This is a genomic window from Streptomyces sp. ADI95-16 (assembly GCF_003721495.1).
GTDB lineage: Bacteria > Actinomycetota > Actinomycetes > Streptomycetales > Streptomycetaceae > Streptomyces > Streptomyces goshikiensis.
Map to the genome: position 1 here is coordinate 323,804 of NZ_CP033582.1, position 20,700 is coordinate 344,503.

General features: G+C 72.2%; 14 protein-coding genes. 8 read left to right on the top strand and 6 right to left on the bottom strand.

Annotated features, from left to right (window positions below):
* Positions 1 to 2,769 (bottom strand): exo-beta-D-glucosaminidase, encoded by a 2,769-nt coding sequence (locus EES41_RS38395; RefSeq protein ID WP_254211878.1) that lies wholly within the window; start codon positions 2,767 to 2,769, stop codon positions 1 to 3.
* Between the two features lie 199 nt (positions 2,770 to 2,968).
* Here EES41_RS38395 and EES41_RS38400 point away from each other — a divergent pair, with 199 nt between their 5' ends.
* A complete protein-coding gene (locus tag EES41_RS38400) occupies positions 2,969 to 3,295 on the top strand; it encodes a hypothetical protein (protein WP_123083164.1) in 327 nt (108 codons plus the stop codon).
* A gap of 38 nt (positions 3,296 to 3,333) precedes the next feature.
* On the opposite strand, the gene EES41_RS38405 is transcribed toward EES41_RS38400, so the two are convergent.
* The gene (locus tag EES41_RS38405; protein ID WP_123083165.1) at positions 3,334 to 3,876 is read right to left on the bottom strand and encodes a DUF4232 domain-containing protein; all 543 of its coding nucleotides are present in this window, start codon (positions 3,874 to 3,876) and stop codon (positions 3,334 to 3,336) included.
* 23 nt (positions 3,877 to 3,899) lie between these two features.
* The gene (locus tag EES41_RS38410) at positions 3,900 to 4,493 is read right to left on the bottom strand and encodes a hypothetical protein (RefSeq protein WP_123083166.1); all 594 of its coding nucleotides are present in this window, start codon (positions 4,491 to 4,493) and stop codon (positions 3,900 to 3,902) included.
* Positions 4,494 to 4,825: 332 nt separating this feature from the next.
* Between EES41_RS38410 and EES41_RS38415 the strand changes: the two genes are divergently transcribed.
* A complete protein-coding gene (locus tag EES41_RS38415) occupies positions 4,826 to 5,524 on the top strand; it encodes a hypothetical protein (RefSeq protein ID WP_123083167.1) in 699 nt (232 codons plus the stop codon).
* Between the two features lie 254 nt (positions 5,525 to 5,778).
* Here the strand turns inward: EES41_RS38415 and EES41_RS38420 are convergent, their stop codons facing one another.
* The gene (locus tag EES41_RS38420; RefSeq protein ID WP_123083168.1) at positions 5,779 to 6,660 is read right to left on the bottom strand and encodes a class I SAM-dependent methyltransferase; all 882 of its coding nucleotides are present in this window, start codon (positions 6,658 to 6,660) and stop codon (positions 5,779 to 5,781) included.
* Positions 6,661 to 7,305: 645 nt separating this feature from the next.
* On the opposite strand from EES41_RS38420, the gene EES41_RS38425 reads away from it, so the two are divergent.
* Positions 7,306 to 8,208, top strand: a complete 903-nt coding sequence (locus EES41_RS38425) for a hypothetical protein (protein ID WP_123083169.1) — start codon at positions 7,306 to 7,308, stop codon at positions 8,206 to 8,208.
* A gap of 178 nt (positions 8,209 to 8,386) precedes the next feature.
* Here EES41_RS38425 and EES41_RS38430 read toward each other — a convergent pair whose 3' ends face one another.
* Entirely contained in the window at positions 8,387 to 9,544 is a 1,158-nt protein-coding gene (locus EES41_RS38430) for a heparin lyase I family protein (protein ID WP_123083170.1), read from the bottom strand.
* Between the two features lie 494 nt (positions 9,545 to 10,038).
* Between EES41_RS38430 and EES41_RS38435 the strand changes: the two genes are divergently transcribed.
* The 5 genes from EES41_RS38435 to EES41_RS38455 all read left to right on the top strand — a co-directional run bounded on the left by EES41_RS38435 (position 10,039) and on the right by EES41_RS38455 (position 16,090).
* Positions 10,039 to 12,456, top strand: coding sequence for a M4 family metallopeptidase (locus EES41_RS38435; protein ID WP_123083171.1), 2,418 nt, complete (start codon positions 10,039 to 10,041; stop codon positions 12,454 to 12,456).
* 269 nt (positions 12,457 to 12,725) lie between these two features.
* Positions 12,726 to 13,268, top strand: a complete 543-nt coding sequence (locus EES41_RS38440) for a toxin-antitoxin system HicB family antitoxin (RefSeq protein WP_123083172.1) — start codon at positions 12,726 to 12,728, stop codon at positions 13,266 to 13,268.
* Between the two features lie 123 nt (positions 13,269 to 13,391).
* Entirely contained in the window at positions 13,392 to 14,234 is an 843-nt protein-coding gene (locus tag EES41_RS38445) for a DUF4097 family beta strand repeat-containing protein (protein ID WP_123083173.1), read from the top strand.
* 84 nt (positions 14,235 to 14,318) lie between these two features.
* On the top strand, positions 14,319 to 15,299 hold the full coding sequence (locus tag EES41_RS38450) for an ATP-binding cassette domain-containing protein (RefSeq protein WP_123083174.1): 981 nt from the start codon (positions 14,319 to 14,321) through the stop codon (positions 15,297 to 15,299).
* Complete coding sequence (locus EES41_RS38455) at positions 15,296 to 16,090, top strand: ABC transporter permease (RefSeq protein WP_123083175.1); 795 nt, start codon at positions 15,296 to 15,298, stop codon at positions 16,088 to 16,090. Before EES41_RS38450 ends, EES41_RS38455 begins: the two co-directional genes overlap by 4 nt.
* 84 nt (positions 16,091 to 16,174) lie before the next feature.
* Here the strand turns inward: EES41_RS38455 and EES41_RS38460 are convergent, their stop codons facing one another.
* Positions 16,175 to 20,524: a ricin-type beta-trefoil lectin domain protein gene (locus tag EES41_RS38460; protein ID WP_123083176.1), complete on the bottom strand. Its 4,350-nt coding sequence runs from the start codon at positions 20,522 to 20,524 to the stop codon at positions 16,175 to 16,177.
* Between the last annotated feature and the right edge of the window lie 176 nt (positions 20,525 to 20,700).

Sequence of the window (20,700 nt, forward strand, 5' to 3'; positions counted from 1 at the left end):
TCACGAAACGCCTGCCGGGGTGATGTGGGTGGTCGGGGTGTTCCAGCCGGAGATCCTCAGGCGGGGGAGCGCGCCGGGGAGGTCGGAGGTGCGGTAGGTGGCGGTCAGGACGGCGCTCTCGCCGGGCCAGAGGGTGACCAGGTTGTCGCTCCAGCGGACCGGCAGCACGGGCGCGCCGCGGGCGTCGACCAGGTGGACGTCGGTCAGCAGCGCCGGCGCCTTGCAGCCGCAGGTGTTGCGGAGGGTGACCGTGGTGGTGGAGACGGAGCCGGGGCCGGTGCGGCGGACGGTGTGGGCCGTCGCCGTCACGGAGGCGGCCGGCAGGGAGCTCAGGCCGGTGAGGTCGGCGTGGGCGGTGGTGGGGGTGTGGTACCAGTCGCCGGCGTCGTGGTCGAGGACGTCCGGGCGGGTGGAGAGCCAGTACACGTTCCGGCTGACCTCGCGCCCGGCGCCGTCGGTCAGCGTCAGCCGGGCCAGGTACGTGGAGCCCAGGCCGGGGACGCCGGCCGGGACGGTCAGGACGGTGCTCCTCGCGCCGCCCCCGCCGACCCGGAAGCCGCGCACGGTCCGGTCGTAGCGGGAGGTCCCGTCGACGGCGAACAGGGTCACCCGGGCGGTGAGCCCGGACGCGGCGGCGCTCCGGCGGTTGACGACGACCACGGTGCGGTCGTCGTAGGAGTACTGGACGTGCAGGGGCTCGTTGGCCTTCTTCGCGCCGTGGTACGCGCCGCCCAGGTCGAGGTAGCGGTCGACGAGCTGCCAGTGCAGTGAGGTCCAGCCGCTGTTGAACATCCAGTAGACGACCCCCGTCGACGGGGCGACCGCGTCCGTGGCGTTGCGGGCGTAGGCCTCGAACTGGGCCCGGACGTTCTCGTACTGGGCCAGCTGCGCCTTCGCGACGTAGTCCGCGAGGCCGCGCGGGGCGCCGTACCGGTGGGCCAGGGCGTCGTCGTACAGCTTCAGTGTGTTGAAGGTGGGGGAGGGGGAGCGGTGGTACTGCGGGGCGGTCGGCGTCCGCCAGAGCGTTTCGAGTTCCGCCGGTGCGAGCGTACGGCGCAGGGTGTCGAGGGTGGGGACGGAGGGCCCGGCGCTCGTCTCGGAGTTGAAGCCCGTCGCGCCGCCCTCGCGTTTGTCGTACCAGTACGAGGGCGGGACCCAGTCGTAGGGGCCGGTCATCCGCATGCCCGACGGTCCGCTCAGCGCCGTGGTGACGGCGGACGCGGCCGGGATGACCGGGGTGGGCCAGTCGGCGGTGCGCAGGGCGTCGAGGTAGTCCCGCTCCGTCTCCGGGTCGGGCGCGTAGTCGCTGCCGATGAGGAAGGACAGGACGCTGGGGTGGTCGCGCAGCCGGGCGGCCTCGGCGGCCATGGAGGCCCGGGCGGTCAGGCGGTCCGCCGCGTCCCACTTCTCGCCCTTGCCGGTCGGGTTGACCTGCCCCTCCCATTTGGTGCAGCACTCCCAGCCGGGCAGCGTCAGGATGCCGTGCCGGTCGGCGAGGTCGAAGAACTCGTCCGGCTCGATGTGGCCTTCGAGGCGGAGCGTGTTCAGCCCCGCGTCGAGCGCCAGCCCGATCCGGTCCAGGGCGGCGACGGCGTCCCAGCGCAGCAGCTGGTCGGCCGACCAGCCCCCGCCCCGGATCAGCAGGGGCCGACCGTTGATCACGTACTGGCGCGCGCCGGAGGCGTTGACGGGGGCCCGTACGTCGCGGATCCCGAAGTCGTGGCGCACGGTGCCGGAGGGGCTGCCCGCCACCGCCGCGGTGACGCCGAGTCCGTACAGGGGCTGCGCCCCCATCTCCGCGGGCCACCACACCCGGGGGCGGTGCAGGCGCAGTCGCGGGTGCCGGTCCGGGGCGAAGACGAGCGTCCTGCTCTCGTGGGCGCGCAGGGTGACGCGCTGGCGCAGCACGATCCGGCCGCCGTCATCGCCGTCGCCGTCGCGGGCGGCGCCTTCGTCGCGGGCGGCGGCGTCGACCACCGCCGTGACCGTGGCTGTGACGGGCCGCTCCGAGTCGTTGCGGACCCGCGCCTTCACGGTCAGCTCGGCCGAGTCCAGCGAAGGGACGGCGAGGCGGGTCAGCACGCGCGCGTCCCGCAGCGACACCGGGCCGCAGCGGCGTACGAGGACGTCGCGGACGATGCCCATGTTGGCGTCGGGCGGCGGCTGCAGCCAGTCCAGCCAGCCCACGGTGAGGTGCTTGCGGGGGTCGTTCGGCCGGATCCGGAAGGCGACCGTATTGGTGCCGGCCCGCACCAGCGCGGTGACGTCGAGCTCGTGACGCGTGTACGCCCCGGCGACCGTGGCCGCGGCGGCGATCGGGCGGCCGTTGACGTACACGTCGGCGGCGGAGAGCACCCCGCTGAAGTCGAGGTGGGTGCGGGCCCGGGTGTCCGGGAGGACGAAGTCGGCGCGGAACCACCACGGCACGGCGAACGCGCCGGCCGCGATCCGCCGCTGGTTGGTGGAGTAGAACGGGTCGGGGTGCGTGCCGTCGGCGACCAGCGCGGCGAGCACGGTGGAGCGGGGCCCGGCCCGGTGCCAATGCGCCGTCGGATAGCCGGGCGTGGACACGGCGGCCGCCGTGTCGGAGACCTCGGCCGTGGACCGGATCGCGTAACCGGCCAGCGGGGTCGCGGCCGCACCGCCCGGCACCGCGGTCACGGCGGTCACGGGCTTCGGATCCGGGGCGAGCGCGGCGCGGGGGGCCGCAGCGGCCGCGGAGGGGACGACGGCGGCCGAGACGAGCAGCAGACCGAGCAGGGCCGACACGAGAGCGCGGCGGGAGCGCTGGGACAGGGCGGTCTCCGGGGAGGACGGGGCGGGCGTCCGTACGAGACGATGCGATGTGACGGGACCGTATCCCACCTCGCCCGGAAGAACGCGGTGGCGGCGCCCGCGCGGCGAGCCGCTCTGCCCACGGGGCGATCGTGCGCTGAACTGGGGACCCCTACGGATCGGGTCCCCTCCCATGCGGCTGTTTCACCGTGGCGCCATCCCCCTCGCGGCCCTGCTGGTCCTGGCCGTGCCCCAGACCGCTCACGCGGCCCACGGGAAGTTCACCTTCCGGTACAGCGTCGCGGGCCACACCCGGACGGCGGCGCTGCGCGATCCGGCGGAAGGCGCGTGCCTCGACGTCACGGGCAGCGTGGGCGCCTCAGGCCGGGCCGCCTTCGCGAGGAACCTCACGGACAGGCCCGCCACGCTCTACATGAGCATCGACTGCGAGGACGACGGGGTCGCCGTCCCTCCCGGCGGGAGCCACGGCAAGGCGTTCAAGACGGTCCGCTTCGGCTGACGCGGGCCTGAGGCGCGGCTGAGGCGCGGCCGACGTCGTCAGGCGGAGCGGAACGCCGAGGCCGTGACCGTATTGCCGCAGAGGGCGAATTCGCCGCCGTCGTTCGGCGCCACCTGGGTGCGGGTGCCGGCGATGCCGAGCACCATCGTCGGGGCCACGGTCGGCTTCGCGCCGGAGGCGCAGTAGCCGTCCGCCTCACCGAGTACCGGGGCGAAGGTGATGGTGGTCACCGCCCGGCCGCCGGGCGCGAGTTGAACCGGCTTCGCGCTGCCCTGCCGGGTGACGCCCAGCGGTTTGTTCCGGTCGGGCGCGCCCTGGCCGGCGATGGCCACGGTGGGGAAGCCCGAGAGCGTGCACGGCTTCGAGCCCTTGTTGACCACGGTGACCCGGACCTGGTTGAACCCGCCCGCGGCACTGGCCGAGAGCCGGCTGCCCTGGCACTGCGCCGCCGGCGCGTGCCGAGGAGCCTGCTGGTCGGCCGCCGCCGCCGTCGCGGCCGCCGGCCCGGTGCCGGCCAGTACGAGTGCTGCCAGGAGCAGGCAACCGGACCGGGCCCGGCCGCCGTTCGGTACGTACCTCATCGTCGCTCTCCCCATGCTCGCGCTCAGCCGATGTTGCAGGCGTTGTCGAAGGCGCGGTCCGCTGCCTGCTGCCAGGCCTGCCAGTAGGCGTCGCTGTGGCTCTGGCTCTGGCCCTGGTTCTTGTTCGCCACGGGCGAGTTGGCGCAGCTCTTGGCGGCCGCGGCGAGACCGGCCTGGCGTCCGTCGGCGCGGCCCTTGTTGCGGTCGCCGCGGTTGTTGCCCGGCGGGGTCGGGTTGTTGGGGTTGGTGGTACCCGTACCCGTACCCGTATCGGACGTGACGACCTTGCAGTTCACGAAGACGAAGGGCTGGTCCTCGTTCACGGCGAGGACGGTGTAGTCGACGTTCTTCTGGAAGCGCTTCAGCAGGAAGTGCCCGCTCGCGTCCACGTTCAGGTTCTGGGTGGATTCGCCGTCGTTGAGCTTGCGCGGCGCGGTGAAGCCCTCACCGGCGATCGTGACGGACGTCCCGTCCGGCGAAGGCGTGACCGTACAGCTCGCGGCGGGGACCGCCGTCGTGGCCGCACCGGCCGTCGGCGCTGCCACGACGGCGCCGCCCAGCGCGAACGAGGTCGCGAGCAGCGAGGTGATCAGGGCGCGTCGGGTCGGGAAAGACATGGGGGAACTCCCGTCGGAGGGAAAGGCACGAGGGGCGGCCGCGGAGGGGCTGAAGGCCGCGGGGCTCGCATCACCAACGTGGGCTCGCGTCACGGCAGGCGGCCGCGCGAGGAGTCCTCCCTCCCATCCTCCCCCGGCCGCCCCGGGGTGTCGACCGGGGAGCCGGCGGGGGCGGGGCCGCGCGGGTGGCGCCGTTACTCCGAACTCCGAGCCGACGGTCTTCCGCGCGTTGCCGGCACGCGGGGGCGGGGTGGAGCGGCGCGCGGTGCAGGCTCGCCCGTGGGCAGGAAAGCGCCGTCACGCCCCGGCGCCGACGTGAGGAGAGCGCACACATGAGCCGCGATACGAACACCCGGTCCGGCCGGAGGCACCTGCCCCTGCCCCGTCGCGCCAAGGCGCTGGGCGCGATGACCGCGGTCTCGCTCGTCTTCCTCACGGCGGGAGTGATCGCCCCCGCCGGGGCCGCGACCCCGTCCGCGGCCCCGGTCACCGCCTTCGACACGGGCGACACGTGCAAGGGCAAGCCGCAGCGCGAGGACAAGGGCCGCTGCAAGAAGGGCCGGACGCCCGCCGCCCCGATCGTCAGCGTGGGCGCCAGCGTGTTCGCCAGTACCAACCAGACCATTCCCACGGACGCGCGCACGCGCGTCCTGTTCAGCACCGCCGCCTACGACACGGACGGCATGTTCGACGCGGCGTCCTCCACCCTGGTGGTCAGGACCGCGGGGCGCTACCTCCTCAAGGGCAGGCTCCTGTGGGACTACACGGTGACGCCGAACGCCAACCGCGAGCTCTCCATCGGCGCCAACGGTGACCCCATCGCCTTCGACACCCAGCTCGCGACGAGCCAGGTCTTCGGGTTCGGGGTCTCGCAGGAGGTGTCCACCATCGTCGCGCTGAACGTCGGTGACGTGATCTCCCTCGACGCCCGCCAGACCACCGGCGTCGACGCCACGTCGGTCACCATCTCCGGAGGCCGGGGCGCCCTCTCCCCGCAACTCCAGGCGGAGCGCCTCGCACCCTCCCCCTGACCAGCCCTTGTATGGTGCGGGCACGATTCGCCGGCCCCGGGCCCGGCGCTGACCCGGAGGGTTCCGTACTCCTCGCGGACCGGCTCCCCGGTGCCGAGCCCGGCCGCGTCAGGACGGCGGAGCCCGGGGCGGACGGAGTCCACGACCTGCGCCCGGGCACCTTCGGGCACCTCTGGGAGCGGACGCTGACCGTCTGGGGGCCGCGCTGCCGGGCGCCGTCGGGGCGGAACTGGCCGGACTGCTGGGGGAGCCGGTCAGGCGCCGCGACTGGGCGCCGCCCCGCCGGCCGGGCGGTGGCCCCAGGCCGTGAGCATGCCGGGGCCCAGTTCGGCCAGGCCGGCGGAGTCGAGGTAGGCGAGCGCCTCGTCGAGGGCCGCCGGTTCGAGGCCGCCCGCGATGAGCAGGTCGGGCCGCATCCGCCGCCAGGTCTCGCTCCAGAAGGCCGTGAGCGAGGTGCCCGGGGTCAGCGGCGGGCAGACCAGCTCCGCGGCGACACCTGACAGGCCGGCGGCGCGCAGCGCGTGGGGGTGCGAGCGGACGGCCGCGATGTCGGTGCCGATGGTCTGCGCGAGGGTCCGCCACATCGCGTCCAGGGTGCGGCGGTACGCCGAGTGCGGGTCGGCGGGGTCGGGCACGTCCACCGCGTCGCTGAGGACGAGGAACCCGCCCGGGTTGAGGCGTTCCGCCAGCCGGGAGACGAGGGCCCGGCGTTCGGGAAGGTGCATGAGGACGAACCGGGCGTGGACCAGGTCGAAGGTGCCGAGGTCCGGCTCGTCGGCGATCCGGGTGAGGTCGGCGGCGCGCACCCGCAGCCTCGGCCCCGCGAGCGGCTCCAGCCGGCTGGTGTCGCGGTCCAGGGCGACGACCTCGTCGGCGCCGGCCTCCTCGGCGAGCCAGCGCGCGATGGTTCCCGTACCGGCGCCGGCCTCCAGGCAGCGCCAGCCGGGGCCGACGCCGAGGGAGCGCAGCCGCTGCCGGGTGAACGGGTCGTAGACGAGCGCGGCATGGTCGATGCGGTCGCCCTCTCCCGGCTGCTCGGGCCGGAAGAGGGCCTCTCCGTACCGCCCGGCTCCGGGCCGCGGGGTGCCCGGGGTCCCGGGCGCCTGCTCCGGGTGCCCCTCGGGTGCTGGTGCCACCGCCGACTCCTTCCGCCGCGGGCGCGTACCGGCCCGGCGCCCCAGGGTGGCCCTCCGGCGGCCGGGACGCCCGCATTGGCCCGGGCGGGGGCGCGCCCCCGCCCGGACCGCCGGTGCGCGGGGGCCGAGGCGGGCCGGGGCGGGCCGAGGGCGCTTGGCCCAGGCACTCGGCGGAGGCGAATCCCGGCGCGCCTGGGCCGCCCGCATGGCCTGCCCGAGGTAGGGCCAGATCGCCTTGCCCGCGTTGAGCCGGTGGCCGGCCGGCCGCTCGCGGTGATGACGGGGCCGGCGTCCAGGGCCCGCTTGAGCACGTCGAAGGCCTGCCGCGGCCGTCCGTCGCGGAATCCGCAGGCAGCGGCGTGCTGCGCGCACCAGTCGAGGAACCGGCCGACCGCGGCGTCAGGGCGGCGAACTGCCCGGCGTCGTGGGCGTACGGCACGTCGGCGTGGCGGCGCGGGATCGTGGGCCCCGTCCAGGACCATCGCGCGGACCTACGATGGACGGGGGAAGACGGGGGCAGTGACCTGTCCTGGAGGCACGACGATGAAGCGCAGCGCGCGATCGCACCCGGTCAGCAGGATCCCCGCCGCCCGCACCGCTGCCGCTGCCGCCTTGACCGCAGCGTGCCTGCTGCCGGGAGCCCCCATGGCCGCAGCTGCCCCCGCCTCCGCCCCCTGCGAGACCTCGTTGCCGGACAGCTTCTGGCGCGCACCCGTGGACAAGCTGCCCGTGCACCCGGACTCCGCCCGGTACGTCGCCTCGATCGGCGCCGCGGAGCCCCTGCACCCGGACTTCGGATCGGGGCTGGCGGACGGGGCGCCCTTCGGGATCCCCGTCACCGTCCCGGACGCGCCGGTGCCGGAATCGAAGGTCACGTTCGACTTCGCGGAGGAAAGCGACAAGTCCGGGTACCGGATCCCGCAGGACGCCGGCATCGAGAACGGCCCGGCCAGCAGCGGCGACCGCCACGTCATCGTCTGGGACCGCGCCCTGTGCAAGTCGTACGAGCTCTGGAACGCCAAGCCCGAGGGCGGCAACGCCTGGCACGCCGGCTCGGGCGCGGTCTTCGACCTGCGGAGCAACACGCTGCGCCCCGACGGATGGACCTCGGCCGACGCCGCCGGCCTCGCCATCCTCCCCGGCCTGGCGCGCTACGACGAGGCGGCGAGCGGCCGCATCGACCACGCGATCCGCATCACCGTGCCCCGCTCGGACCAGAGCCACCTGTGGCCCGCGAGGCACCAGGCGGGCTCCGCGGCGGACCCGTCGCTGCCCCCGATGGGGCTGCGGCTGCGCCTCAAGAGCTCGGTGGACACGTCCGAGCTGGCCCCGCAGGCCAAGGCGGTGGCCGAGGCACTCAAGAGGTACGGCGCCATCGTCGCGGACAACGGCTCGGCCTGGTTCCTCTCCGGGGAGCAGAACTCCGGGTGGGACAACGCCCAACTGGACGCCCTCAAAGGCCTCAAGGGCTCGGACTTCGAAGCGGTCGACGCCTCCACCCTCCAGCAGTCCCCGGACTCGGGCGCCGCCACATCCCCAGGCGGCTAGGGCCCGTCTTTCGGATCATGCCGGGCTCGCGGGGCCTGGCACGCACGCTCGCCGCGTTGTCGTCGGTCGCCAACGCTCCGCGTTGGCTCCCTCCTCCGCCTTGCGATCGCACGCACCAGGCCCCGCTCCCTGATCCGGCCCGATCCGAAAGACAGGCCCTATGGCCCGTCTTTCGGACTCACGGATCGATTCGGTCGCCTGCGCCTTGGACCACCTGTCCGCTGTGGCCGCCCGCCCGGCGCCTCGCCGCCCTGGCGCGGCTGCGGAGGATGAGGGCGAGGCCGGCGGCGAGCAGTGCGCTGCCGACGGCGAGGACGATCGGGATTCGGTTGGAAGCACCGGTCTTGGCCAGGGGCCCGGCGTCGTTGGCGGTGTCCGTGTCTACGCCGGTGTCCATCGGGATGTCGTCCTCGGCTCCGGGTTCCACGCCCGGCGCGGCCGGTCCGGTGGCCGGGGCCGACGCGGACGCGGACGCCGATGCGTCGGGCTGTGAGGGCGGCGCCGTGGTGCTCGGGGACGCCTGGGGGGAGGACGCGGGGGATGGCGCGGAAGCCCCCGGGGAGATGGCGGTGATGGTGATGTCGTCGTAGTAGTTCACTACGGCCTGCGTGCCGCCTGCCTTGTGCCCCTTCCATGCCTGCCAGTTGGGGCGGTACAGGCCGATTTTGTGGTAGGGAGCGGTGTCCTGGTGGTAGCTGTTGGGGCCGAGGTGCGATCCCACCTGGGCGCCGTCGAGCCGGGCGGTGATGGAGCCCGTGGTGGTGGCGGTGGACCAGGTGATGTCGAAGGACCACTGGTTCCAGTGTCCGAGCCGTACCGGGCCGAGGTCGTATTTGATCTCGTGCGCCGGCTGCTTGCTCTCGTCCACCTGCTCTGAGGCCGTCTTCCAGTGGACGATCATCATCCAGCGGTCGCCCTTGACGGCGAGGACGACCGCGGGGGAGGTGCCGGTCCCGCCGTGCCACTGGGAGACGATGGTTTGGCTGTCGTAGCGGATCCAGTCGCCGGGAAGGTAGTTGGCGAAGGTGTACCGGTAACTCCCGTAGGGCACGCGCTCCGTGGCGATCTCGGTGCGGTAGGACTTCCCGTCGTCGGGCATGACGAACCGGACCGCCTTTCCGCCGTGCCCCCCGGGTGCCGCAGCGACGCCGACGGTACCCGTGCCGTCGATGCCCTTGCGGTGGAACGCGGCGGTCGTGCCGGACTCGAACCCGTCCTTGAAGGGGACGGGCGTGAGCGCACGGTCGGCGACGGCTTCGGTCGCGCCGAGCCCCACCACCCATACGGCCGCCAACGCGGCGCCGATCCGACGTCTGCGGCTGTAACGCTGGAACATGAACCGTCCTTGAGGGAGGGAAGAGGGAAGGGGATGCGGGGTGGCGACCTGCGGGGGCGGACAGCTTCCGGGGAGGGGTGGTCGGTGCTGCTGCCCACAGGATCAGTTCAGGCCAAGCCACACAGTCGCTCAGAAACAAACAGATTCACACGTGATGCCACATCACATCCCAGCGGATACCGCGAGTCAAGAGCATGTGGAGCGGTGAGATCCGCTCGTGATGTTCGGCGCGATCAGGCCAGCCGCGACATCGCCGCGGCCCCCTTGCGGGTGCGGTCTGGGTCGAGGCCTATGTTTGCGCTAACATCCCGTCCTTAGTGCTACGGCGAGGGGACTGGAAGCGGGAATCGGCCCGCGGCCCTCGCGGTAGGACGCGCCCCGAACTGTGCGATCAGCTCCGCCGGGCGGATGTCAGACAGGTCCGCCCGGACCGCTTGGGCCGGCACGCGCCGGTCCCCGGAACGGGAGTCACAGTGAGACGAACCCTCCGCACCATGGTCAGGGCGAGTGCCCTGACATCCGGAACCGCCTTGCTCGTCCTTGGCCTTCCCCCGAGCGCCGGCGCCGTCCCCGCCGCTGCTGCCGTCCCCGCCACTGCGGCCGTTGCCGACGTGGCGACGACCGCGCGGCCCGTCGCCGACCCGCCGAAGGGAGGCGCCGCGCAGGCTCGGCAGACCCCGGACGAGAGCGCGGCCCTCTTGGCCGATGCCCGCGCGGGCGGCCCCGGCGTGGCCGAGGAGTTGGGCCTGGGCGGGCAGGAGGCCCTGGTGCCCAAGTCGGTCCTCAAGGACGTGGACGGCACCCTGCACACCCGCTACGACAGGACGTACGCCCAACTGCCCGTGCTCGGCGGTGATCTGGTGGTGCACACCGCGCCGGGAGGAGCCGTCAAGGGTGTCACCAAGGCGGCGCCGGCGGCGATCGCCGTGCCGTCCACGACGGCCCTTGTGGCCGCCGACTCCGCGGTGTCCCTCGCTGTAGGCCGGGCGACGGCCGACGGCGCGAAGGCCCCGAAGGCCGAGTCCGTGCGCAAGGTCGTCTGGGCGGCGTCCGGTCGGCCCGCACTGGCCTGGGAGACGGTCGTCGGCGGACTCCAGCACGACGGCACGCCCTCGGAGCTGCACGTCGTCACCGATGCGCGGACGGGCGGGGAGATCTTCGACTATCAGGCCGTCGAGCAAGGCGTCGGCCACGGCCAGTACGCCGGCCAGGTCACCCTCGGCACCTCGGGATCCGCCGGGAACTACCTCCTTCAGGACGACGTCCGCGGCGGCAACAGGACCACCGACCTCGGGCACTCCTCCGAGGACGAGGCGACCGGCACGCTCTTCACCGACGCCGACGACGTCTGGAGCGACGGCAGTCCCGGCAACCAACAGTCCGCCGCGGTGGACGCCCACTACGGCGCCCAGCTGACCTGGGACTACTTCAAGGTCCTCCATGGCCGCAACGGCATCAGGGACGACGGGGTCTCCGCCCAGAGCCGGGTCCACTACGGCAACGCGTACTCCAACGCCTTCTGGTGGGACCAGTGCTTCTGCATGACCTACGGGGACGGCGCCTACAACACCAACCCGCTGACCTCCATCGATGTGGCCGCGCACGAGATGACCCACGGCATCACGTCATTCACCGCAGGTCTTCGCTACAGCGGGGAGTCCGGCGGGCTCAACGAGGCCACGTCCGACATGTTCGGTGCCGCGGTGGAGTTCTGGGCCGACAACCCGTACGACCCGGGCGACTACCTTGAGGGCGAGAAGATCAACATCAATGGCGACGGCACGCCACTGCGCTACATGGACAAACCCTCCAAGGACGGCGACTCCGCCGACCACTGGTACCCGGGCATCAACCGGATCGACGTTCACTACTCCTCGGGGCCCGCCAACCACTGGTTCTATCTGGCCTCCGAAGGCAGCGGTGCCAAGCTCGTCAACGGCGTCAACTACGACTCGCCGACCTACGACGGCAAACCGGTCAACCCGATCGGCCGCGAAGCCGCCGCAAGGATCTGGTACCGGGCGCTGGCGGCCTACATGACATCGAACACCGACTACGCGGGCGCCCGCACCGCCACGCTCGCGGCCGCCGCCGATCTGTACGGGAAGGACGGAGTCGTCTACAACAACGTCGGGAACGCCTGGGCGGCCGTCAATGTCGGCCCCCGCATGGTGCAGGGAGTCACGCTGACCAGCCCCGGCGACCAGGTCTCGACGACGACGGCAGCGGTCGGTCTTCAGATCCGGGCCGTCACCGGCAACCCGGGGGCCACGCTGACCTATGCGGCCACCACCCTGCCCGACGGCCTGACCCTCGACCCCTCGACCGGCGGCATCACCGGCACACCCACCACGGACGGCAACACGACAGTCACCCTCACCGCAACGGACTCGACCGGAGCCCACGACGTGGTCTCGTTCGGCTGGCTCGTCTATACCCCCGGCAACTGCACCACGACACAACTGCTCGGCAACACCGGCTTCGAGTCGGGCCCGAACGTCTGGGGCACCAACAGCAAACCCTCGATGATCACTGACGACAACTCCTGGCTGCCCGCGCGCACGGGCTCGTGGAAGGCCCTCCTCGGCGGTCACGGGAGCTCGACCACCGACACACTGACGCAGACCGTGTTCGTGCCCTACGGCTGCCGGGCCACGGCCACCTTCTGGCTGCGCGTCGTCACCAACGAGGAGACCCCGGCCGTCCCGTACGACAAGCTGACGGTGAGCGTGAACGGCGCGAGTCCGCAGACGTTCTCGAACCTGGACGCGAGCCCCGGCTACGTCCAGCGGAGCCTTGAAATCGATTCGGTGGGCGGGCAGTTCGTGACCCTGGCTTTCACGGCAACGGAGGACCTGGCGGCCCCGACCTACTTCTTGATCGACGACACCTCTCTCCAGATCCACCCGTGAGCATGTCCGGAGGGGCCGGCATGCCGGCCCCTCCGGACAGCTCCTCATGGGATGGCGCCGGGTGGCGCCGGGTGGCACCGTCTGGTGCCACCCGGTGCCAGACGGCGCCATTCTGTGCCTTCCGGCGCGCATGAGCGCACGGTGCGCCACCGTGGCTCAGGTCGCGATCGCCGTGTTTCCGCAGGTAGGGCGGCTGGGGCCGAGGTGCCGCCCCCGCGTAGTGCCATGGGGGCTTGCGTATGGCACCACTGTGGTGCCATCATGGCGCTATGGACCTCACGCCCTATGTCGACACCCTCCGCCGCGAGCTCGCGGTGGCCGCCGAAGCCGGCGGGGAAGACGCCCGCAAGCTGGCCGATCGGCTCACCGCTCCGCTGGAGTCGGCGACCCGCCTGACCATGCTGGGCGTGCTCTCCGCCGCGATGGACGAGATCACCCGCGAGCTCGCCCCCGGCTCGGTCGACGTACGGCTGCGCGGGCTGGACCCCGACTTCGTCGTGACGCTGCCGCCCACCGACCGCGGAGCCCCCGCGGAACCGGCCGCGCCCGTCGAGCCCTTCAGTGCCCCCGCTCCCGCCTCCGCCCCGGTGCCCGCCGACGGCGACGACGGCGCCACCGCCCGCGTCAACCTGCGGCTGCCGGCCCACCTCAAGGCGCGCGCCGAGGAGGCCGCGAGTCGCGAGGGCCTGTCGGTCAACGCGTGGCTGGTGCGGGCCGTGTCGGCCGCGGTCGAAGGCGGCGGCGGCGCCCGGCCCCGTACGACGGAGAAGGTCCAGACCGTCGGACAGAGCATCACCGGCTGGATGCGCTAGCCCGCACCCCGTCGTTCGCCCGTACACGCCACTTCACCCACCACACCCACCACACCCACCACACCCACCCCATCACGTCCCACCAGCGGGGACGCCCCAGAGACTCAAGAGGACGGGACAGCCATGCCTTCTTTCGACACTCCCGAACCGATCTCGGCCACGGCGCACGTGGAGGCCGGCTCCATCCGCTTCACTGCGGGCGACCGCGCAGACACCGTCGTCGAGGTGCGTCCCCGTGACCCGAAGAAGGACCAGGACGTCCGGGCCGTCGACCAGACCCAGGTCACGTACGCGGGCGGCGCACTGACCGTCAGGACGCACAAGCCCAACATGTTCGGCCGCACCGGCACCGTCGACGTGACCGTCGAACTGCCCACGGGCTCGCGCATCGACGTCACCGGAGCCTGGGCCCAGGTGCTCGGCGAGGGCCGGCTCGGCGAGGTCCGTGTGAAGACCTCCTCCGGCGACATCCGCCTCGACGCGACCGGCCCGCTGAAGCTGACCGCCTCGCACGGCTCGATCACCGTGGACCGGGTCGAGGGCACGGCCGAGATCACCACCAGCTCCGGCAGCGTGCGCGTCGGCCTCCTCGACGGCTCCGCCGTCCTGAAGAACTCGCACGGCACCACGACCGTCGGCGCCGCCACCGGCGAGCTGCGGGTCAACGGCGCCAACGGCGACATCGACATCGCGCGAGCCGAGGGCTCGGTCACCGCCACCACCGCCCACGGCGCCCTGCGCGTGGGGGAAGTGGCCCGGGGCACCGCCCAGTTGGAGACCTCGTACGGCTCCATCGAGGTCGGCGTCCGCGAGGGTACGGCGGCCTGGCTCGACGTCAGCTCGGGCTCGGGCCAGGTGCGCAACACGCTCACCGCGTCCGAGACCCCGCAGGAGAGCGAGGACACCGTCAAGGTCCGCGCCCGTACCCGGTACGGCAACATCGACATCCTCCGCGCCAAGGTCTGAGCGGCCCTCCGCAACAGGTCGCGTCCCCACCCACTTCCCCCACCCACTTCCCCACCCACTTCACCCTTCGAACGGGAGGGCTCCATGCCTTCTTCTGTCATGCACACGACACATCAGGCGGCCGTGTCCGCCACCGGTCTGCGCAAGTCGTACGGCGACAAGAGCGTCCTGGACGGCATCGACCTGCGCATCCCGGCGGGTTCGGTGTTCGCGCTGCTCGGGCCGAACGGCGCCGGCAAGACCACCGTGGTCAAGATCCTCTCCACACTCATCTCCGCCGACGGCGGGCAGGCCCACGTCGCGGGCCACGACATCGCCGCCGACCCGCAGGCCGTGCGGGCCGCGATCGGGGTCACCGGGCAGTTCTCCGCCGTCGACGGACTGATCACCGGCGAGGAGAACATGCTCCTGATGGCCGACCTGCACCACCTCCCCAAGCCCGAGGGGCGCCGGATCGCGGCGGACCTGCTGGAGCGCTTCGACCTGGCCGAGGCCGCGAAGAAGCCGGCGTCCACCTACTCCGGCGGCATGAAGCGCCGCCTCGACATCGCCATGACCCTGGTCGGGAACCCGCGGATCATCTTCCTCGACGAGCCCACCACCGGCCTCGACCCGCGCTCCCGCCACACCATGTGGCAGATCATCCGCGAACTGGTCACCGACGGCGTCACCGTCTTCCTCACCACCCAGTACCTGGAAGAGGCCGACGAACTCGCCGACCGCATCGCCGTGCTCAACGACGGCAAGATCGCCGCCGAAGGCACCCCCGAGGAACTGAAACGGCTCGTCCCCGGCGGACACGTCCGCCTCCGCTTCACCGACCCGGCCGCCTACCACCGCGCCGCCACCGCCCTGACCGAGGTCACCCGCGACGACGAGGCCCTCGCCCTCCAGATCCCCAGCGCCGGCAGCCAGCGCGAGCTGCGCTCCCTCCTCGACTGGCTCGACTCCGCCGGCATCGAGGCGGACGAGCTGACCGTCCACACCCCCGACCTCGACGACGTCTTCTTCGCCCTGACCGGCCCGGCGACCGTCCCCCACCAGTCCAAGGAGAACGTCCGATGAGCAGCCTCTCCCTCGCGGTCCGCGACTCGAACACGATGCTGCGCCGCAACCTCCTCCACGCACGGCGCTACCCGTCCCTCACCCTGAACCTGCTGCTGACGCCGATCGTCCTGCTGCTGCTCTTCGTCTACGTCTTCGGCGACGTGATGAGCGCCGGCATGGGCGGCGCAGGCGTCGCCGACCGCTCCGCGTACATCGCCTACGTCGTCCCGGGCATCCTGATGATGACCATTGGCGGCACCGTGGTCGGCACCGCGGTCTCCGTCTCCAACGACATGACCGAGGGCATCATCGCCCGCTTCCGTACGATGGCGATCCACCGCGGGTCCGTACTCGTCGGGCACGTCGTCGGCAGCGTGCTGCAGTGCGTCGCCAGCGTGGTCCTCGTGGGCGCCGTCGCCGTGGCCATCGGCTTCCGCTCCACGGACGCGACCGCCCTGGAGTGGCTGGCGGCGTTCGGGCTGCTCGCGCTGGTCGCCCTGGCGCTCACCTGGATCGCGGTCGGCATGGGCATGGTCAGCCCGAACGCCGAGGGTGCCAGCAACAACGCGCTGCCGCTGGTCGTCCTGCCGCTCATCTCCAGCGCCTTCGTCCCGGTCGACGCGATGCCGGGCTGGTTCCAGCCGATCGCGGAGTACCAGCCCTTCACCCCGGCCATCGAGACCCTGCGCGGCCTGCTCCTCGGCACCGAGATCGGCTACAACGGCTGGCTCGCGGTCGCCTGGTGCCTGGCCCTCTCCGCCCTCGGCTACGCCTGGTCGAAGGCCACCTTCAACCGCGACCCGAAGTAGCCTCCCCACCCCGACCCGCCCCCCGGCACACCTGAGGCCCCCGGCGCACACACCGCCGGGGGCCGCAGGCATTCGGGTCCGAGCCTAGGGAACAGGGATCGGGAGCGGGGCGGTGCCCAGGGTGGCGATGGTCCAGCGCTGGGAGAAGGAGCGGTTGCAGTCGTAGAGCTGGAGCTGGCGGCCGCGCGTGGTGTCGTCCCCGGGCAGATCGAGGCAACGGCCCGAGGCCGGGTTGTAGACGCTGCCGTCGGCGCGGGGCAGGAACTGCTGGGCGGAGGTGCCGTTGCAGTGCCAGATCTGGAGGGGGGTGCCGTTGACGGTGGCACCCCGCGCGGCGTCCAGACACGTGCCCTGGACGCGAAGGGTCCCGTCGTCCCGTATCTCGAACTGCTGGGCGGAGGTGCCGTTGCAGGGCCAGATCTGGACCCTGTTGCCGTCGGCAGTGCTCTCGCCGTCGTTGTCGACGCAGTTGGAGGCGGAGTCGGTCAGCGGGATGTGGCTGGAGGTGCCCGGGGCGGTGAGGGACGCGGCGTAGGGGTAGACGGCCGCGTTGCTGATTCCGCCGGTGAAGCCGCCGTAGTAGTCGGGCCGGCCGTTCGTCTTGAAGCGGCCGAGGGTGAGCGGGCCGACGGGGGCGGGGCTGGTGGACGCCTGGTGGTGACCGGTGGCGGCGAGAGCGCCGTTGACGTAGAGGTTCATCTGCCCGGTGTCGGCGTTGTACACGGCGGTCAGGCGGGTCCAGGTGTCGGGGACGAAGCGGGCCGTCTCGTTGACCGCGCCGTCGGTGGTCAGGTCTTGGTCCACGCCGTCGGTGTCGGATTTGGCGAGGGCGAAGCTCCAGAGCTTGGTCTGAGGGCTGGCGTACAGGACGAGGGCGCTGTTGCGCCGGCCGTCCTGGCCCGCGACGATGCCGCCGGCGCTGCCGACCTTGGCCCAGGTGGTGAAGGTGAAGCTCTTACGGGTGTCCACGACGGGCCGGCTGGTGACGATGGCCGATTCGCCGCCGCTGAAGGCCGCGTACGGGGTGGCACGGCCGCCGATGGTGTCGGAGGCGGTCCAGCCGATGCCGTTCGCGGTGGCGGGGTAGTCGCCGACGGAGCTCTCGACCGTACCGCCGGAGCCCGGGCCGGTCAGTTTCCACTGCGCGGTGGGCGTGTTGAGGTTGCCCAGGGACACTGCGGTCGGGACGAAACCGGTGACGGTGGGGTGAGCGACGGTGGTGCCGTCCGGGGCCGTCCCGGTGCCGGTGAAGGAGACGAGCTGCTGGTTGGCGTCGACGGCCCACAGGTCGGGGATGCCGTCGCCGGTGAGGTCACCGTCGGAGCCGACTCGGGGGTAGACCACCGGGTCGATGACCACGCCGGGAACGGCGCCCTGTGCGGGGTCGGCGAAGCCGGTGAGGTCAGGCGTCTTGGGGTCTCCCTTGACGGAGAAGGCGTGCAGCGTCCCGTCGGTCTTGGAGCGGGCCCACAGGGTGGGGAAGTCCGTGCCCTGGGCCCGGCCCGGGGTGATGAGGTCGTAGCCGTCCCACCGGGTGTCGTTGCCCGAGAGCAGGACCGACTGGGAGCCGAGCTGGTCGGTTCCGCCCGCCCCGCTCAGCCAGAGTCGCCCGTTCTCGACGAACAGCAGCGCGGTACGGCCGAGAGCGCCGCCGTCCGCCGTGGCGCGGCCGGGCGAACCGAAGGCCGCGATCTGGGTGGTCTTGGTCCAGTCGGTTCCGTAGCCGTGCGCGGCGCAGTCGATCGGGGAGAGGTCCACTGCCACGCACCGCGCCGGTTTGGCGACGGCGATCTGCTGCTGCCCGTCGAACCTCCCGCCGTTCTCGTCATTGCGGTGCAGGTACAGCCTCGGGGCGCCCGGCTGGTGGGCGAAGAGGTCGTCGACGGGCTTGTCGCCCAGGCTGCCGCGGTGGGTGATCTGGATTCCGTTCCAGCCGGTGCCGCTGGGAGAGCTCCCGATGCGGGCGTTCGGCGCGGCGTAGGGATCGGTGCCGCCGGCGATCTGGCGCAGATTGCCGGCGCCGTCCGGCAGCAGGATGTCCGCCTTCCTGTCTCCCGTGACATCGCCGTAGACCGGGGCGCTGCTGCTCGGGTCGGACACCGCGTAGAAGCCGTAGACCGCGTGCTGGGACATGTTGCCGGCGTTGTCCTGCGTCTGCAGGTACACGTAGTTGGTGCCCCAGTGCTGCGGTGTGATCTTCACGTTCGCCTTGCCGTCCGTCAGCTTGACGATGCGGGATTCGTCGTCCGTGCACTTCCAGCCGGTGGCCGCCGCCTGTACGGGATCGGTGGTCCACCGGGCGCAGGCCAGACCCGAAGAGCGGCCCCCGTTGATCGGCGCCGGGTCCGTTCCGGTGAGGGTGAAGGTGCCCTCCTCGCCGACGCGCTTGGGGTGCCCGCCGAGGGTGCCGGACTCCGGGAAGTCGGCGGAGGTGACGGCCGCGGTGGGCGGGGTGCGGTCGACCCGGAAGTAGCACGTGTCCGTGACGGGGCTGGTGAGCGTGTCGTCCGTGGTATTGGCGTGCCAGCCGTACTGGTGACCGTCGGTCAGCCGCGATCCGATGTCGGAGGAGGCGTCACCGGAGCTGCCGTTCCACGGCGTCGTGGCGGTCTCGGTCACACCGCCGGCATCGCTGTCCCAGAAGTAGAAGGTCGTCTGGAGCTGCCGTCCCGTCGCGGATCGGGTCGCCACGTTCAACGTCACGTTGGTGTTGGCTCCGACCCAGCCGGCGTCGGCCGCGGGGTTCTGCGCGCCCGGAGTGCGGCAGTCGGCGTACGCGCCGTCGCGGGCGAAGCCGGGTGCCGGGCGCGTGCGGGGCGACCCGATGGTGGGCGTGATGTCGTACTCGGTGACGACGTGCGCGTTGTTGCTGAAGCGCTGCCGGTAGCTCTTGTTGGTCTCGTCGTCGGGTGCGAGGCCGAACGTCTGCTGTGACCAGCTGCCCTGTGCCGCCTGCCGCATGAGGGAGGTGACGTTGAACGAGATGTCGCCGGTCCCCGAGGCGTTGTAGCTCGCGCCGATCTTGGGGCAGCCGCCCATCCGGGTGGCCCGCGCGCAGGGCTGTCGGTTCCAGCTCGTCGGGTTGGTGATCTCCTCCGTCGCGTACAGCCCCATCGGGGTGGAGGTGCTCGGGCTGGAGGACTGGACGACGGTGGCGTAGAAGCGGGCGTCGAGGACGGTGGCGTTGTGGATCCTGGAGTTGATCCCGATCTTGAAGTAGGCGCGGGTGCGGCCTTCGGAGCAAGGGGGGTTGCTGGCCACGTATCCGCAATAGCCGGCGGCGGGCTTGTCCTGGCCGTACTCGGTGCCGTTGTAGCCGTTGGTGTCCGCGTGCGCTTCCTGCACCTGTGACCAGGCCAGGGTGGCGCTGTCCACCATCGGGTTGACGCCGGGGTCGATGTACCAGGGGCCGGTGCCGCCGGTCAGCAGGGCGGCATCGGGCACGAGGTCGATGCCTTGCGCGTTCGCGGTGGTGGCGATGTTCGCGACGGTCGCACCGGCGCCGGGGCCGTCGGGCGTGGAGCGCACCGCCTCGGTGTCGGCCGCCGCTGCTCGCTGGGCGCGTAAGCCCGCGCTCTTGGCGGGAGCCGGGTCCGCCGTGGCCGAATCCCACATGAGTGAGGGCGGGCCGGAGAAGCGGGTCCTGCCCTGGTCGTCGGTGACGCTGAGGTTGCCCGTACTGTCCGAGGCCACCTTCAGGCCGTCGGATTCGACCCCGAAGTGCAGCTTCTTCAGCGCCGGGTTCGCGGCTGCCTGCGCGGTGTGGACGATCAGGACCTGGCGCCAGCCGCCGAGCCTGTTCGCGGTGAGGCGTAGATCGATGTCGGGGAGGACGTTCCTGTAGAGGGCGCTGTCCCCGTCGAGGGTCGGCTTGGGCAGCGGGAAGGGAGCCGTGACCGCCAGCCTCTTGCCGTCGCCGGTGTCCATCGTGGCCATGGCACCGCCTGCGGCTCCACTGCCGCCTCCGGCTCCGCTCCGGCCACCGGAGAAGCTGAGCGACGAGGGCACCGCGGTCGGTGCGACCGTGCCGTCGCCCTGGGTGCGCAGCGTCGCGTCGACCGGCTTCCAGCCGCCGTCCGCAGCCTTCACCCGCTCGACCGTGGTGGTCGCGTCGGTGGTGAGCGTGCCCCGGGGAGTGGCGTGGGTCTGCGAGCTACCCGTCGTCAAATGGCTGATCAGCACCGGCTTTCCGGTACTGCGGGCCTGCTCCAGAGCGGTGGCCAGCGCCCGGTCCTCAGCGGTGGCAACGGGCTTGCCCCCGGGAGCTGATGCGGGACTCCCGGCGGCGAGTGCGTACGGCGTGGCGGTGAGCAGGCCGGCGCCGAGGGAGAGTACGGCCGCCCCCGCGACGGAGAGCTTCGACAGGGCGGCGGCCGGCCGTCGGCGGGGGATCCGCGGTCTGGATGTCCGCGGGTCGGTGAGTAACGACTCCAAGGCGCAAGTCCTCGCTGTGAGTGAGTTGTGGGTGAGCTGTGTAGGACAGAGGTCAGGCAACACTTCATTCGCTTCTGCAAGTTGTCAACGGATTACCGGGTGAATTGATCCGCTTTACGGCATGAAATACCACCCTGGCGAGGCCATGACATGGATCACAGGGCTGGAGTTGTGTC